A 15840-nucleotide genomic window follows, 5' to 3' on the forward strand; every position below is an offset into this window, starting at 1 on the left:
TATTATGAAGTTAGTAGAAGTTATTTCTGGAGCTTCCACAAAACAAAATGTTGCTTCAATCACCTATGATTTAGCGAAAAAATTAGGCAAGACACCTGTTATGGCCGCAGATTCGCCTGGCTTTATTGTGAACAGAGTTGCCAGACACTTCTATGTTGAAGGTCTAAAAGTGCTCGAAGAAGGTGTTGCTGATGTAAAAACCATCGATACACTCATGCGCTCAAGTGGCTTTAAAATGGGGCCTTTTGAATTAATGGATTTAATTGGGGTTGACACTAATTTCTCAGTAACAACCTCAATGTTTAATTCCTTTTATCAAGATTCTAAATTCAGACCTAGCAGAATTCAACAACAAAAAGTAGATGCCGGCCATCACGGCAGAAAATCCGGAAAAGGGTTTTATAACTATGAATAGAATTTTAACCTTACTGGCATTAATTAGTATCCTTCCCTTCTATAGCGGTTGTGAGGAAGACACTGCAGATATTCCTTTGCCATTTACAGACTTTCCTGACATTACTATCAATATCACCCTTCCGGAGTATCAAGATTTAAAAACCGTAGGCCATATGACTATTGATGGCGGTGTGAGAGGAATAATACTTTACAAGGAGTCTGATACGAATTATATAGCTTTTGAACGCAATTGCTCCTTTGAGCCTAACTCAGCTTGTGCAACGGTAGATGTACATTCCTCAGGCTTCTTTATGGTCGATACTTGCTGCGGTTCTAATTACAATTTCCCTGATGCAATGCCAACGGCAGGCCCAGCTCGATCTCCTTTAAGAATTTACGAAACATCACTAACTGGAAGTACATTAACCATTACAGATGAATCAGCAAATGGCCGATAATTAGTTAGAGTAGATTATCTATAATCTTGTCAATATCATACCCTTCGGCTTCAGCTTTAAAATTTCTAACAAGTCTATGTCTCAATGTTGGTTTGGCAACGGCCTGTACATCTGCAATATCAGGTGAATAATTGCCATTTAGTAAGGCGTTACATTTAGCACCCAGTACAAGAAACTGCGATGCTCTTGGGCCGGCACCCCATTCCAGATAATCATTCGTAATTTGTGGCGCACGTTCTGTGTTAGGCCTTGTTTTCTGAACTAAGTCTACGGCATATTCCACAACATTATCTGCGATAGGCACTTTTCTTACCAAATGCTGAAAGTAGGTAATCTCATCACCAGATAATATGTGAGAAACCTTAGTTGTAATATCTGAGGTGGTATTTTTAACAATATCGAGTTCTTGATTGTAGCTAGGGTAGTCCAAAACAACATTGAACATAAAACGATCTAGCTGTGCCTCCGGCAAGGGATAAGTACCCTCTTGTTCTATAGGGTTTTGAGTAGCCAATACAAAAAACGGCCTATCCAAATCATGCTTCTGCCCGCCAATGGTTACGGCATACTCTTGCATAGATTCCAATAAAGCAGCTTGCGTTTTAGGCGGAGTTCGATTAATCTCATCTGCCAAAATGATATTGGAAAATATTGGCCCTCTTATAAACTTGAAATTTCTGTCTTTATCTAATGTTTCGGCCCCAACAATATCTGATGGCATTAGATCGGGTGTGAATTGAATTCTATTGAATTTAAGATCTAGGGCTGATGACATGGTTTGAATAAGAAGAGTTTTGGCCAGACCAGGAACACCCACTAACAAGCAATGTCCTCCACAGAAAATAGAAGTAAGTAACAGCCTCACCACTTCTTCCTGGCCGACTACTACCTTTGAAATCTCCTTTTTAAGCGAGTTGTAAGCTTCAAACAAACCGTCAGCAGCTTCTACATCAGTCTTAAATTCTTTCATATAATCAGTTTTAAGTAGTAGTTACGAAGTAATTATTTATTAGTTGAGAATACCACAATAATCATAAGTATCATCGATACTAATAAATACGTCATTTCTGGCTTTGTTAAACCATTCACTTAAAATACGAGATTTCTTTTCGTTTAATGTGGCTGCCTGTATCTTTTGCCAATCTTCCTTTAAATTGGCTTGGTGGGGACTGATTTTTGCTTTATAATACAAGATTCTAACTGCCTCTTTGCCATCGTCTTTACGGAATTTAACAGGTTTGCTTATATCGCCCACTTGCATACTATCTATTGTAAAAAAGATAACAGGATCTAAATCCTCCACAGAAATTTTAAATCCACCCTGGCTATCAGTGAAAAATCCTCCACTGCCAGCCGTTCTTTTATCTTCAGAAAATTCCTTGGCAGCCTTCTCAAAAGTAATACTGTCGTTAATTATTAATTGTCTTATACTATCTAATGAATTACTTGTTCTGCGTATATCCTCTTCAGAAGGATCCGGGATTAGAATAATGTGCCTTGAATTATACTCATTCCCTCTTCGCTCTATTAATTGAACGATATGAATACCAAACTCTGTTTCAAAGGCATCTGAAATTTGGTTTGGTTTTAGTTTTAACGCATTAGCTTCAAACTTTGGAGCCATCGCACCTCTTTGGGCAAACCCGAGATTACCTCCATATTTCGCACTTGGCCCCTGTGAATATTCCTTTGCAAGTGCTTCGAAACTCTCGCCCGCTTCGGCCCTCTTTTTCAGCTGATTTAGTCTAAGCTTCAATTCATTTTTTCTTTCATTACTAATTGTTGGCATTCTAACTATTTGACCTACTTCAACTTCAGTAGAAAAATATGGGAGACTGTCTTTAGGTATTCTTGAAAAGAATTTTTTTACTTCTGCTGGCGTAACCTTCAAATCCTTAATGATTTCATTCTGCATAGTTTCCACTGTAAGCTGTTCTTTCACATCATCTCTAATTTCTTCCTTGATATCATCCAGCGATTTGCCATAATACTGCTCTAGTTGTTCTTCTGAGCCACCATATTGTGATAGAATGATCTGCATCCTTCTATCAAGATTATTGTCCACTAAAGCATCGCTTACATCAACAGAATCAATTTCTGCTTTCGCAACCATTAACTTACCGCTAATTAATTGTGCCAGAATACCGCATTTAGCTTGTGATGATGCCGAATTTCCACTCGACAAGTAGTTCATATAAGCTCTTTCAAGGTCTGATTTGAGCACGATGTAGTTATCCACCTTACTTATAATTTCATCCACCATTACACCACCTTCCTGGGCAAAAGATAGGAACACACTACATTGAAGTAATACGATAAGTAATGTGGTTCTAATAAACTTCAAACTCTTTATTTTTTTTTGCTCGCTCATATAAATCTTCTTCTAACTGCTGTGCCAACTGCACTTTTCTCTTGTTGATAATGATGTTTTTTATATCCTCCTTCACAAACTCCAGGGGTGAAGTGTTATCAGATATTCTGTACTCGTCAATTTTTATAAAGTACCTGAACTGTAAATCTGACGTTTCGATATATCTGTTATTTTGTAAATATTGAATCTTGTTTGGTATTTCAGCCAAAGGAGAGTTTTTTATCACTTCATCAAAAACCATCCAAACTGAATCGTTCAACTGATATGTAGCTGCAAAACTTAGGGCATAAGAATTAAGTTCATCTAGCTTCTCTTGTTTTTTGGAGTTAATCAGACTTTTAACCTTTTCCATTTTTGGAGCACCTACGGGTAGTTTAATAAACTTGCCTCTAATGATGTTTTGCTTCAAAAGAAAGTTATCGATGTTCTCTTTATAGTATTCCTCAATCTCAGCATCTGTAACTTCTTTATCTAAATTCTGATTGATATAGTAAGACTGGTACTCATACCCCATCAAACTAAATCGATAATCCAAAATTTTTCTTTCAATTTCGGCTTCATCAAATTCAATTTTAGTAGCAGCTTCCTGAATAAGCAGTTGCTTGCGCACCCAGTTGTTTACAAACCTCATGGTTCTTTCAGTGCTATCTTCAGAGCTCATGCCCGATGTGGCTATCCCTTCCAAATCATCTGGATAAAGAAACTGATCACCAACTCGTGCAACAGGATCTGGCATATTTTCTTCCTGCACAACATCTTCCTTCATCTTAATTAAATCGCATGAAGCAAGTGTTGCCATGAATAGAATCACCACACTTTTATTGAACCAACTGTTCATAGACTTTATTTAATGCTTTTTGATTAACGTTAACCGTGTATTTTTCTTTTAATGTTTTAAGCCATTCTTTCTCTAACTGATTTTGGTAATCGGAAATTACCGCCCCCTTTGCTTCATTTAACTTCTTAATCCGCGGTTCTTCAATATCAGTGATCACTATTAAATGATCTTTTCCAGCATACGTTGTGGTATGCACACCCATTTTCCAATCTACTCTATCTAATGCTTCGATAACTCCTTCCTCAAAAAGCCCAGTTTCAGTTTGCAAAGTTACGGAACTACCTGAATTATAGGTTTTATAAAGGTTTTCTTTCGATAAATAAACAGTGTCGTTCTCATCTATAGCCGTTTTAATCCTCGAAATAACAGGCTTCTCAGCAGAACTGTACATCTTTACTTGCGCCCTTTTGCCCCACATATAATCAGTCTTATGTTCTTGATAGAAGTTTGCCAGACCTACGGAGTCTTCTATGGCTTTATTCCAAACTTCCGCTTCCATCAGTTGAAACAACAATATACCTTCATGATACTCTTTTACCAGCATCCTATAATCAATGTACTTATCTGCCAGGTGCCCTTCTTCATACTGCTTTATTCGTAAGTTTTGAAACTTTTCAAAAAGTAGGTCAAGAATATACCCTGGTGAATTGGTGTTATTTTTATCTTCATTATTAACAAACTCAATAAATGCTTTAACAGCTATTTTTGAATCCCCTATCGTTAGCAAATCATCAGGTGCTTTTTTACCTAGTTCAGGATACCAATTGCCTTTAAGTAAGCTACTATCTGCTTTTTCTTTTAGCAGTTTATAAGCCTTATCATTTATAGAAAACCCATTTTCTTTCTTTAATCTTTGAATTAGCACCTTTTCATTTAATTCTGATCTTACATCTTTGCTGATTCTTGCGGAGATCATATCCCTCATCTTGTCGAATGAATCGATTTCTTCTCTTTTTATTAGTTTAATTATATGCCAACCATATTTAGTTTTGATTGGATCTGAAATCTGTCCTACTTCATTTAATTGAAAAGATGCTTCTTGGAATTCAATGGGCATTTGACCCACTGAAAATGCACGAAGTATGCCTTTTGTGTTCTTGCTATTGATATCTTCTGAATATTGTTTTACCAGTTCATTCCAATCCACTCCGCCTCGAGCCTGCTCGTATAGTTCAAAAATTTTGTCCCTCACAGAGGCAGAGTCTGCTTTATGCCTGAGCATAATGTGGGCAACCTGAACTTTCCCATTAGTCGGCCTTTTATCCAACACTTTTACTAAATGATAGCCAAACTGTGTTCTTACTGGCATACTTATTTCTCCTACAGGCGTATTATAGGCGGCTGATTCAAACGGGTAAACCATCTGAAAAGAAGTAAAATAACCAAGGTCTCCGCTATTAATTTTTACTGAAGGATCTTCAGAATACTTTTGTGCAACCTGATTAAATGGCTGGCCATTTATAATCATTTCACGAACCTCAATTGCTTTATTATACGCCTTAAGTGTGTCTTCTTTGTCGAGCTTAATTAATATGTGTTGGGCTCTAACCTCTTGTTTAAATCGATTATATGCCTCTTCAATCAGACGATTGGTTACGGCATTTTCAGTAAGGTACGGCTTTTTCAATTGTTCAACATAACCCTCCAGCTCTTGCTTAAAAGCCTCAGATTCATCCATTTTTCTATTTTTAGCCTCTTGAATTTTAAGCTTGAAGTTGATAAACAATTCAAAGTAATTTTCAATGTCTGCTTTTGTAAATGCACCGTTGTTATTTACATTATTCTTGCTGTAGACGTAGTTAAATTCTTCAATGGTTACTGCTTGATCCTCCACCGAAAATAGAATGTCATCAGATTTTTTTCTCTGACCATAAGCAAAATTGAAGGTCAGAATTAGCGATAAATAAATGTAAAAAAGCCTTTTAAGTACCATAAACGGTTTGATTGAAAAACCCTGCAATTTTAACGATTTTAAAGGAAAAAGGAATGTATTATGCTACTTCTATCTTTTTGGTCATGCGGCAAATATTCTTAGAGGGGTCTTGTATAATCTGAATGTTATCCATAATTCTTTTTACTAAGATTAAACCCAGGCCTCCTTTGCGTTGTTTTTTAATGATATCTTCTAATTGTGGCTCTTCATAATTACTAATATCAAAAATCTCGGCTTTATCAATTATGTCAAATATAATACCCACACCTTTGTCGACATGGATAACAATTTCTATCGATTCTTTTGCATTACACTGATGAGCATGAATAATTAGATTAGCGCATACCTCGTCTATCGCCAGCACTAAAGTGCTTGAATCAATTTCAGATAGCCCATGTTTATCAAGAATCTCCTTTACAAAAGATCGGATATCACGAAGCTTCTCTTTTTTACAAGGTACTTTGTAACTGTACTTCATTATAGCGCCTCTTTTGCCTCTTCTTTGGTTTTTCTAATAATTAGCAATTGGTCAAGGCCTAAAATTTCAAACACATTTGCCACTTTCTCATTTAGTCCGTAAAAAACTATAGTTATGTCGTTTTTCTTAAATTCTTCGATGTATGACATAAATACGCCTAAACCTGCTGAAGATATATACTCAAGGGAGGAGCAGTCAACCAGGAAGGATTTATGACCGCTTTTTACGGCTTCATCCATGGCGTTATCTAATTCAATAGATGAACTGGCATCCACTTCACCTATTATATTAATCAAATCGTAACTACCTTCCTGAATTCTCTTAACATCAACCATATCTCTTTTACGTATTGTTTATACTAATGTTTATCTAATAAAGCTTGCTTAAATTTTATTACCACCGTGGTATAATCATCATCAATTACAGATGTTCCTGTAAACTCATATAAATCATCAATAATTGCCTTTTGAATTTCCTCAGCGGTGCAATTCATAGTTTTGGTAACCGCTTCCTGCAGCCTCTCGTACCCGTATTCTTGTCCTTTCATATTCTTGGCCTCTGTGATGCCATCGGTATATAGGATGATTATATCGCCAGGCTTGTATGAAAACTTATTTGGCTGGATAAAGTTTGCGAAATCCCCGTTTCTAAGTATTCCCAGCCCTAGGCCTTTATTCTGAAAGAATTCCCATTGCTTCTTTTCTGAGTCGAAATACAATGTTGGACAGTGACCCGCTCGAGCAAACTCAACGACCTTCTTTTTTGTATCCACCACAAAAAAAGAGGTGGTGATAAACGATGTTTTGTCTAAACACTTGCTAAGTGCCGTGTTGGCTTTTACTAAAAAATCTTTTGGCTCCAACCCTAGTTGTGCAAGACTTTGGAATACTCCTTTCATTTGTGACATGTGAAAAGCTGCAGATGTTCCTTTGCCTGAAACATCGCTGATAATTATAGCTATCCTGTTTCCGTCAATAACAAGCGTATCGTAATAGTCGCCTCCTACTTCATCAGCTGCTTCTGAGAATGCCGTTACATCAAAATCATCACTTATGGCCAGGTTTTTCGGCAACAAACTGCTTTGTACTCTTTTGGCAATTTTAAGTTCTTCTTTGTATCGTTCATTCTGGAGTGCTTCAGAAAGAAGTCTAAAGTTCTCAATTGAAATACCCGCTTGATTACTAAATGCATCTATTATGTTGGCATTCTCTTTATTAAATCCATCACTCACTTCCTTTAATAATGCCAGGGTTGCTTCTTGTTTCCCTTTTACATGCACAGGAAACGCAATCATGGATCTGAATCTTGTTGCTTTTAACGTGGCAAGGTATTTACCAAGGTTTTTTGTTCGATCGCTGCCCTTCTCAAGTATTCCCTTAATGTTATTATCTACAAAATGCTTCTTTATTTTTAGGATTTCAGCCTCCTCAATATGATGCGTGAAGAATGTACTACCACTTCGTGTGTCATGTAGTTCTATCCAGGCTGCATCGGCAAATACAGTACTTACCGAACTTTCCAAAAGGATATCATACACCCGTTCTTCATTTTGTTCTGTTTGAATACTTTGGCTTAATCGCTGAAAATTTAATACCTCTTCCAGCTTTTGCTCAAATACTGATGAGGTGGGCAGGTTGAATAATATAACAAGGAGCGAGAATAGTGCATATACAAAAATGAAACTGATGAGCGATGTAACGAAAACACTATCCCTGAAATCCTGAAACTGAGTAGTTTGGGCTGATATATCAACTGAAAACCCATAGAGGGTTACGCTGAAGTATCCCAGATAAAACATTGCCAAAGCAATAAGTAAAATACTTTTCCACTTTTGTTTAAAGTTCAAATAAGCCACCCACTTCATATTGGCTGAAAGGAAAAGACCCATTAACACCAAAATGGTGATGTAATATTCCCTGAACCAAACCACAGCAGGACCGCCAAACAGGCTGTATACTAAACTTCCTAGTAGCGCATACTCAAACACCTTCCAGGTAGTGAGTAGGAATTTAGATTTTTGATAGAGAATGAGTCGTTTCCAAACCACAAACGTGGAAACCAGAAATGAGATGATTAGGCCCAGGTTGACCAGATAAAGAAAGTCCAGAAAAACTACATTACCGGCAAGCTTTGTGTTTCCTAATAAATTGAGAATGAGTCTAAAGAACAGCGATACAATTGTTACCACAAGGCCTGTGACAAACACCTTCCACAAAAGATCAACAAAATTGATACTTTCGGCCTTTTCTATCTTGAATTTATAATATAGAAATACGGAGAATGCGAAAAGGCTAAGCAGTATTTTGGGCACTTCGTCATCAACACTGGGGCTGATGTTGCTTGTGCTGCTAAATACAATGGAAAGATCAGTAAACACCAATGCCACCCATGATAGAATGGATACAAGTGTACTTAATCTGATGATGGCTTTAGCACTTAACATAGCAGCCTTGAAGATAATAAATATTGGATTTACAATAAGTTAATAAATGCAAAAAGCGGAGCTGACTCCGCTTTTATTCTTTTAACAAATTGATGTTATCTGCTATAGTTAGGTGCCTCTCGCGTAATGAAAATATCATGTGGGTGACTTTCGTTTACTCCTGCAGTGGTAATTTTTACAAACTTAGCTTCACTCAGTTTTTCTATGTTCTTAGCACCACAGTAGCCCATACCTGCTTTTAGTCCACCAACCAATTGATAAAGCACTTCAGATACCAACCCTTTATAAGGCACTCTTCCTACTATACCTTCAGGCACAAGCTTTTTAATATCATCTTCTGCATCCTGAAAGTATCTGTCTTTTGATCCATCTTCCATAGCCTCTAATGAGCCCATGCCTCTGTACGACTTAAACTTCCTGCCTTCGTAAATGATTACTTTACCTGGCGCTTCTTCAGTACCTGCTAAAAGTGAGCCTACCATTACACTTTGTGCACCACCCGCAAGAGCTTTTACGATATCACCAGAGAACCTGATTCCACCATCAGCAATAATAGGTACACCAGAACCCTTGATGGCATTCGCTGATTCGTGCACTGCAGAAAGTTGTGGAACACCTACGCCAGCAATTATTCTGGTGGTACAAATACTGCCAGGGCCAACACCTACTTTAATTCCATCCGCTCCGGCATCTACTAATGCTTTGGCTGCTTCTCCTGTAGCAATGTTTCCAGCAATAATTTCTAAATCAGGATATGTCTTTTTTACTTCTTTTACCTGGTCTAACACTCCTCTTGAATGGCCATGGGCTGTATCAACGCTTACAACATCTACACCTGCATTTTTAAGAAGTTCAATTCTTTCTAATATATCTGGCGTTACACCAACAGCGGCACCTACTCTTAACCGCCCGTACTCATCTTTACAAGCAAACGGCTTATCGCGTTTTTTAAGGATATCTTTATACGTAATTAACCCGGTAAGAATGCCTGACTTATTAACTATTGGCAGCTTTTCAATTTTATGTTGCTGAAGAATACCTTCAGCTGTCTCCAAGCTGATATTATCTTCCTCTGCAGTAATCAGGTTTTTGGACGTCATGATAGATTTTATAGGAGTGGACATATCCTTATGAAACCTTAAATCCCGATTGGTTATAATGCCTATGAGTTTTCCCGATTCATCAATCACAGGAATGCCTCCTATTTTATACTCACGCATGATATTCTCAGCATCCATTACTTTAGAGTTGATGTCTAATGTAATTGGGTCGAGAATCATACCACTTTGTGAACGTTTTACTTTACGAACCTGTCGGGCCTGCTCTTCTTTGGTCATATTCTTGTGAATAAAACCAAGACCTCCTTCAAGCGCCATGGCAATTGCCAAATTATATTCCGTTACGGTATCCATAGCTGCGGAAACCAAAGGGATATTCAATCTTATGTTTCTTGTTAGTTGGCTTGAAGTATCCGTGTCTCTTGGTAATACTTCTGAGTAGCCCGGTTGAAGAAGCACATCATCGTAAGTAAGTGCTTCAGGAAATCTAGAATTGTCTGGTGACATAGCAAATAAGCGTTAATGTTATTTGCCGTGCAAAGCTACAGAATACGACTTTATTTAATGAGTAATTTTGAAAAAAGAATTTGCCTCATCTTATATCGTTCTTACTATCTTTAACTATAAATCCGAAAAATTAAGACTGACAACCATGATAAAATATCTAAGCCTATTATTTCTCCTAACTATCTGCTTTTCTTCAGCCATTGGCCAAATTCAGGAAGGTAAAGCTTCCTATTATGCCGATAAATTCGAAGGCCGACCAACAGCCAGTGGCGAAAAGTACAAACATTCTAAACTAACTGCCGCACACAAGACATTACCCTTCGGCACTGTCGTCAAGGTTACAAATTTGAAGAATAATAATAGTGTTGAAGTGCGAATTAATGATCGTGGCCCTTTTGTAGAGGGTAGGGTCATAGATTTATCACGATCAGCTGCAGAAAAACTAAATTTTATTAATGATGGGTTAGCAGATGTGAAAATAGAAGTGGTTGATGCCGGCGATGGAAAAGGTGGCGGACTGAGCCAGCCGATTAACCACGTAACTGTGGATGAAAAGGAGTTTTATGAGTTTAATGTTGATAGGATTAATCCGAAGGGATTTGGTGTGCAGATTGGTAGTTTCAAAGAATTAGCAAATCTTGTACGGCTAGCAGACAACCTGAAATCAAGTTATCAGAAAGAAGTGACTGTGCAGGTTAAAGTTTTGAATGGCGTAAAGATTTATACCATAGTTGTAGGCGATTTTAAAAACAGGGAAAAGGCCGCTGAATTTAAAACAAAACTTCAAAAAAGATATCCTGACGCATTCATTGTGGATTTCTCTAAACTATGATTTCAAAAGTACACTTAACAATTCTTCTACTTTCCCTCTCAATACTGGCAAATGGACAAGACTCTCTGGCACGCTTTGATGAACTAAACTTTAGTTCCGATTTAGAGAAGAGCGCAATTAAAGATTATTTAGCTTCAGATGAACCAGATTATTTTAGCCTGTTCTATTCTCTTAGTCCAAAAATAACTTCAACATCATACCTGGCCGCCAAAGAAAGAACAAATCAATTTCTCGAAGAACTAAGAGGGGCCAAAGCATTGAGCAAGAAGCCTGAGAAGAAAATCAAATACATTTATGAACAAGTACATGAACGCTTCTTCGATCAGTATTTAGCGGAAAATCAATTCTCTGAAATTTTTGATAATGGCAAATACAACTGTGTATCGGCAACAGCATTATATGGTATTTTTTTAAATGAGCTAGATATACCATTCACTGTTAAAGAAAGACCTACACACGTGTATTTGGTAGCATACCCAAATACTGAACAGGTGCTGGTAGAATCAACAGACCCACAATATGGTTTTGTTAACTATACTGACAATAGCAAACAAGAACTAGTGAACCAACTAGCCAAGGCCAAACTAATAAGTAGCGCAGAATTACGAACGCAAAGCACTGATGAACTCTTTAGTAAATACTATTTATCGGATGAAGACATAAACCTCACCAACCTAATCGGAATACAGTATTTGAATGATGCGATCTCAAAATTAATGAATGATGATTTTATAGGTGCTTTCCGGCAAGCAGAAAAGGCATGGCTATTCTATCCTTCTGAAAAAACCAGGAATTTCTGGTTGGCAAGCAATGTACAATACCTGATTAATCAGGAATATGAGGAATCAACAGGTGCTGATTTGTTAGCCAGATTAACCAGAGATAAAGATTTGGAAAGGGATTTACTACTAAGTGAGTTTAGTAGAATGATAAATATTCTGTTGATTGACAAAAACCTACCAGAGAAACTTGAAAGTCATTACGAAATTATTGGTAAGAAAACCAAGGATAAAGCACTAGCTCTTGAATTTGAGTATCTCTATCATTACGAAAGAGGTAGGGTTCTTTATAACCAGGCTAAGTATATTGAAAGCCTAAACTTTTTTAGGAAAGCATATGAAGCTAAACCGCAAAATTTGGACGTAAACAATGCAATGATTAATGCCCTGGCAAAAACGCTTTTTTCTGCTGATGATGAGACGGTATTGACAAAACTTGAAGAGTTTAAAGTTGAATATCCTGATTTGATGGATAATAATTATTTTAAGAGTATGCTGGCAAACACTTATTTAATTCAATTCGGAAAATACTTCGATTTAAAAAATGAAGAACAAGGTCTTAAGTACAAGCAACTTTTTGAAGAAACCTATGAACCTGAACTAAGTATTAATCATAGAAATTTGGGAAGAGCCTATTCCATAACGGCTGTTTATTATTTTAGACAGGGCTATACAGCCAAAGCGAAATCCATTCTTAACGAAGGATTAAACATGTCGCCCCATAACCATGAGCTGTTGGTGAGAAAAGGTATGATTCGTTAATACCCTCTATTTTCAATGGCCAGATTATGCTTTGCCGTTGTAACATAAGGATTGCCGAGCCTGGTTTTCACTACGGCTAAAACCTTAATTTCTTCCATTACAAAAGTACCTTCTGGCAGGTTGTAAGTTAATTTTAATACTCCGGGCTTATAGTTAGATCGTGCGCCAAACTCAGTAACCAGACAGCCTTCATCAGATAGTGGTGTGTTAATATAAAAATCAACATTCCTGCTTCTATCAGACATCATGATTTCTAAGTCGTATTTACCACTTTTAAGAATGTTATCGATTGTCTTAAACGTGATTTCGGGATAGTTTTTCTTCTCTGAACCATCTAACAAGTATTCTACAAGGCCACTGCAAGGGTGATTATTTTTATAAGGTATTTCAGCCATGAGCTTACCATTCTGCCGATACTTTTTCCTTATACCTTCAATTCTATTTTCTATATAGGGCGTTGATTGATACACCTTTCCATTCTCATAATATGTGATAGCTTCACCGTGCTTCTTACCCATTTTGTAATCTATCTTTTGGCGTAGCGTACCATCCTCATAATACGTTTTTGCTACTCCGTGGCGCAGCCCATCTTTATAAGTAATTTCGTTTTTCAGAACATTGTTAGCCCTGTATTGCTTTACAATACCATCTCTAATCTTCTTGCCATTTTTTTTATTCTCATTCTCGAGCATACCGCAAGAAGCCAGTAAAAACGGCATTAAAAGCAGTAGAAGATTAGATTTTCGCTTTAAAGTCATATTCAAACAAATCTAAAAATTATAAGATATCTTTGGCATCCATGACCGAATTACTTCGCCAAAGTCTCGATTACTTTCTTTCTATTGATTTAACAGAAGCCGCAGGATTACTCTTTGGTTTATTATGTGTTTACTTTTTGATTAAAGAAAACATATTAACCTGGCCAACAGGTATAACCTACATTCTGCTTTCGCTTTATATTTTCTGGACACAGCAATTATATGGGGATTTTTTACTGCATGTATTTTTTTTAATCCTTAACATATATGGCTGGTATCATTGGGTTTTTGGTAAGATGAGCGGCAAAGAAAAGTTGGCCGTTAAATGGCTTTCTATTCGATGGAATGCTTTTTACATAATCGTATCACTTGCTGGTATATGGATCTTCGGCTTGTTTTTATCTAACGTTGATATCCTATTCCCTAACCTCATTCCGGCCTCTGTGCCTTATTGGGATGCCGCAACAACTTCATTAAGTGTAACTGCCATGTGGCTGACAGCCAGGAAGAAAGTTGAAAATTGGATATATTGGTTTGTGGTAGATATACTTGCAGCTGGAATTTATTATTACAAAGAAATTTATTTTTACTCCTTACTTTACTTAGTATATATTGGTTTAGCAGTTGTTGGATATTTGGAATGGAAGAAATTAGCAAAGGAAAAGGCATTATAAAAGTGGCGCTCGTTGGTCCGGAATGCACGGGTAAAAGTACTTTATCTTCTCTATTAGCCAAATATTACAATACCGTGTGGGTCCCAGAATATGCTAGGAAATATATCGAGCGATTAGATAGGCCGTATGAGGAGAAAGATCTGCCAATAATTGCTAGTGGGCAGTCTGAATTAGAGGATAAATTACTGAAAGCTGCCAATAAATTGCTCATCTGTGATACTGACCTTTCTGTTATTAAAATTTGGAGCGAACACAAATACGGAGCATGCTACGATGAAATATTAAAAGAATACCATAGAAGAAAATATGACCTACATATTCTTACAGGAATAGATATGCCCTGGGTTGAAGACCCGCAACGTGAAAACCCTCATTTAAGAGAATACTTTTATGACACTTTTAAGAATGACCTATTGCAAAGAGGAGCCAACTTCATTGAGGTATCTGGATCGCATTATGAACGTCAAAAAAAGGCAGTTGAAGTGATTGATGAATTGCTAGCTAGCTAATTACAGATTCCTTAACTTCTTCTTCAGGCGATTTGTCATCATTTTCCTTACCAAAAAACTTCTTTTGATATATTAGAATGATTACCACGCCAATGAAAATGGAAGAATCTGCAATGTTAAATACAGGGCTAAAAAACAGAAAATAATCACCACCAATTCCGGGAATCCATTCTGGATAATAACCATCAAACAAAGGAAAAAACAGCATATCTATCACCTGCCCATGAAACCATGGCGTAGGAGAACCTACAGGTGCATTATCTAAAAGCACTCCATAAAAAGTACTGTCAATTACATTACCCACAGCACCACCAAGTATTAAGCCCATGCACCAAAGTAAGCCTGAGTGAGCCTGCTTTTTATATAAATAGAAGATGTAATATCCTATACCCACCATGGCCACCAGCCTAAATAAGGTGAGCAATAATTTTCCATATTCATGGCTCGACTTTAAACCAAAGGCCATGCCCGGATTAAGCAGGTAATGGAGCTTAAACCAATCGCCAATAACATCAATTTCACCGGCAGTGCCCATCATCATATTATTGTGAACCAGCATTTTCGATGCCTGATCTATGATGATAACCACCACGGCCACTAAGAAGTACTTTAATAATTTACTGTCTAGCTTCATCTACGCTTTTATCTTAACTTTTAATTTATACTCATCCATTTCCAGCTCGTTACCATCTACTAAAGAATCAATGATTAACAAGGATAACGCCTGCGTTTCAGAACAGATATATTCTTTGTTAGCTTCTAAGGCAGCATTTACCAACTCTTCATTTTTTTCTATGCTGATGTTGATCTTATCCTGTACTTCAAGCCCCATATCTTTTCTAAGATTCTGAACTCTGTTCACGAGGTCTCTTGCGATACCTTCCTTACGCAGATCATCATCCAATGTAATATCCAAAGCAACAGTAATTCTACCTTCCGTAGCCACAGACCAACCCGGTATATCCTGATAGCTTATCTCAACATCTTAAAGGGTTAAATTAACTGTCTGATCAGAGATAGAAATTTCAAACGAATTGTTTGCTT

Annotated in this window: 17 protein-coding genes; 6 read left to right on the top strand and 11 right to left on the bottom strand. The window is 37.1% G+C overall.

Annotation, left to right across the window (positions count from 1 at the left end):
- Both RLO81_RS04640 and RLO81_RS04645 read left to right on the top strand, forming a co-directional pair.
- The coding region (locus tag RLO81_RS04640) for a 3-hydroxyacyl-CoA dehydrogenase family protein (protein WP_350107914.1) at window positions 1-415 on the top strand (415 nt) is incomplete at its 5' end.
- Window positions 408-854 (top strand): hypothetical protein, encoded by a 447-nt coding sequence (locus tag RLO81_RS04645; RefSeq protein WP_350107917.1) that lies wholly within the window; start codon window positions 408-410, stop codon window positions 852-854. The genes RLO81_RS04640 and RLO81_RS04645, both read left to right, overlap by 8 nt.
- Window positions 855-858: 4 nt before the next feature.
- Here RLO81_RS04645 and RLO81_RS04650 read toward each other — a convergent pair whose 3' ends face one another.
- The 8 genes from RLO81_RS04650 to guaB all read right to left on the bottom strand — a co-directional run bounded on the left by RLO81_RS04650 (window position 859) and on the right by guaB (window position 10482).
- On the bottom strand, window positions 859-1824 hold the full coding sequence (locus RLO81_RS04650) for an AAA family ATPase (protein WP_350107919.1): 966 nt from the start codon (window positions 1822-1824) through the stop codon (window positions 859-861).
- Window positions 1825-1863: 39 nt separating this feature from the next.
- Window positions 1864-3225, bottom strand: a complete 1362-nt coding sequence (locus RLO81_RS04655) for a peptidylprolyl isomerase (protein WP_350107921.1) — start codon at window positions 3223-3225, stop codon at window positions 1864-1866.
- Window positions 3185-4063 carry a peptidylprolyl isomerase gene (locus RLO81_RS04660; protein WP_350107924.1) on the bottom strand — a complete coding sequence of 293 codons (879 nt, stop codon included), beginning with the start codon at window positions 4061-4063 and terminating at the stop codon, window positions 3185-3187. Before RLO81_RS04660 ends, RLO81_RS04655 begins: the two co-directional genes overlap by 41 nt.
- Entirely contained in the window at window positions 4044-5996 is a 1953-nt protein-coding gene (locus RLO81_RS04665; RefSeq protein WP_350107927.1) for a peptidylprolyl isomerase, read from the bottom strand. Before RLO81_RS04665 ends, RLO81_RS04660 begins: the two co-directional genes overlap by 20 nt.
- Before the next feature lie 58 nt (window positions 5997-6054).
- Window positions 6055-6474, bottom strand: a complete 420-nt coding sequence (locus RLO81_RS04670) for an ATP-binding protein (protein WP_350107929.1) — start codon at window positions 6472-6474, stop codon at window positions 6055-6057.
- Window positions 6474-6809 carry an STAS domain-containing protein gene (locus RLO81_RS04675; protein ID WP_350107932.1) on the bottom strand — a complete coding sequence of 112 codons (336 nt, stop codon included), beginning with the start codon at window positions 6807-6809 and terminating at the stop codon, window positions 6474-6476. Before RLO81_RS04675 ends, RLO81_RS04670 begins: the two co-directional genes overlap by 1 nt.
- A gap of 23 nt (window positions 6810-6832) precedes the next feature.
- Window positions 6833-8917, bottom strand: coding sequence for a GAF domain-containing SpoIIE family protein phosphatase (locus tag RLO81_RS04680; RefSeq protein ID WP_350107934.1), 2085 nt, complete (start codon window positions 8915-8917; stop codon window positions 6833-6835).
- A gap of 95 nt (window positions 8918-9012) precedes the next feature.
- Window positions 9013-10482: an IMP dehydrogenase gene (gene guaB, locus RLO81_RS04685; RefSeq protein ID WP_350107938.1), complete on the bottom strand. Its 1470-nt coding sequence runs from the start codon at window positions 10480-10482 to the stop codon at window positions 9013-9015.
- Window positions 10483-10627: 145 nt separating this feature from the next.
- Here guaB and RLO81_RS04690 point away from each other — a divergent pair, with 145 nt between their 5' ends.
- Window positions 10628-11314 (top strand): septal ring lytic transglycosylase RlpA family protein, encoded by a 687-nt coding sequence (locus RLO81_RS04690; protein ID WP_350107941.1) that lies wholly within the window; start codon window positions 10628-10630, stop codon window positions 11312-11314.
- Window positions 11311-12855 (top strand): tetratricopeptide repeat protein, encoded by a 1545-nt coding sequence (locus RLO81_RS04695; RefSeq protein ID WP_350107944.1) that lies wholly within the window; start codon window positions 11311-11313, stop codon window positions 12853-12855. Before RLO81_RS04690 ends, RLO81_RS04695 begins: the two co-directional genes overlap by 4 nt.
- Here RLO81_RS04695 and RLO81_RS04700 read toward each other — a convergent pair.
- Window positions 12852-13613, bottom strand: coding sequence for a toxin-antitoxin system YwqK family antitoxin (locus RLO81_RS04700; protein ID WP_350107947.1), 762 nt, complete (start codon window positions 13611-13613; stop codon window positions 12852-12854). The genes RLO81_RS04695 and RLO81_RS04700 overlap by 4 nt on opposite strands.
- Window positions 13614-13654: 41 nt before the next feature.
- Between RLO81_RS04700 and pnuC the strand changes: the two genes are divergently transcribed.
- Together pnuC and RLO81_RS04710 are read left to right on the top strand one after the other, a co-directional pair.
- Complete coding sequence (gene pnuC / locus RLO81_RS04705; RefSeq protein ID WP_350107950.1) at window positions 13655-14287, top strand: nicotinamide riboside transporter PnuC; 633 nt, start codon at window positions 13655-13657, stop codon at window positions 14285-14287.
- Window positions 14254-14796, top strand: coding sequence for an AAA family ATPase (locus RLO81_RS04710; RefSeq protein ID WP_350107953.1), 543 nt, complete (start codon window positions 14254-14256; stop codon window positions 14794-14796). Before pnuC ends, RLO81_RS04710 begins: the two co-directional genes overlap by 34 nt.
- Here the strand turns inward: RLO81_RS04710 and RLO81_RS04715 are convergent.
- On the bottom strand, window positions 14789-15430 hold the full coding sequence (locus RLO81_RS04715; protein WP_350107956.1) for a lipoprotein signal peptidase: 642 nt from the start codon (window positions 15428-15430) through the stop codon (window positions 14789-14791). The two genes, RLO81_RS04710 and RLO81_RS04715, sit on opposite strands and share 8 nt — an antisense overlap.
- Window positions 15431-15742, bottom strand: coding sequence for a DUF5915 domain-containing protein (locus tag RLO81_RS04720; protein WP_502880430.1), 312 nt, complete (start codon window positions 15740-15742; stop codon window positions 15431-15433).
- Window positions 15743-15840: the final 98 nt, after the last annotated feature.

This window comes from Fulvivirga sp., from assembly GCF_040220315.1.
GTDB lineage: Bacteria > Bacteroidota > Bacteroidia > Cytophagales > Cyclobacteriaceae > Fulvivirga.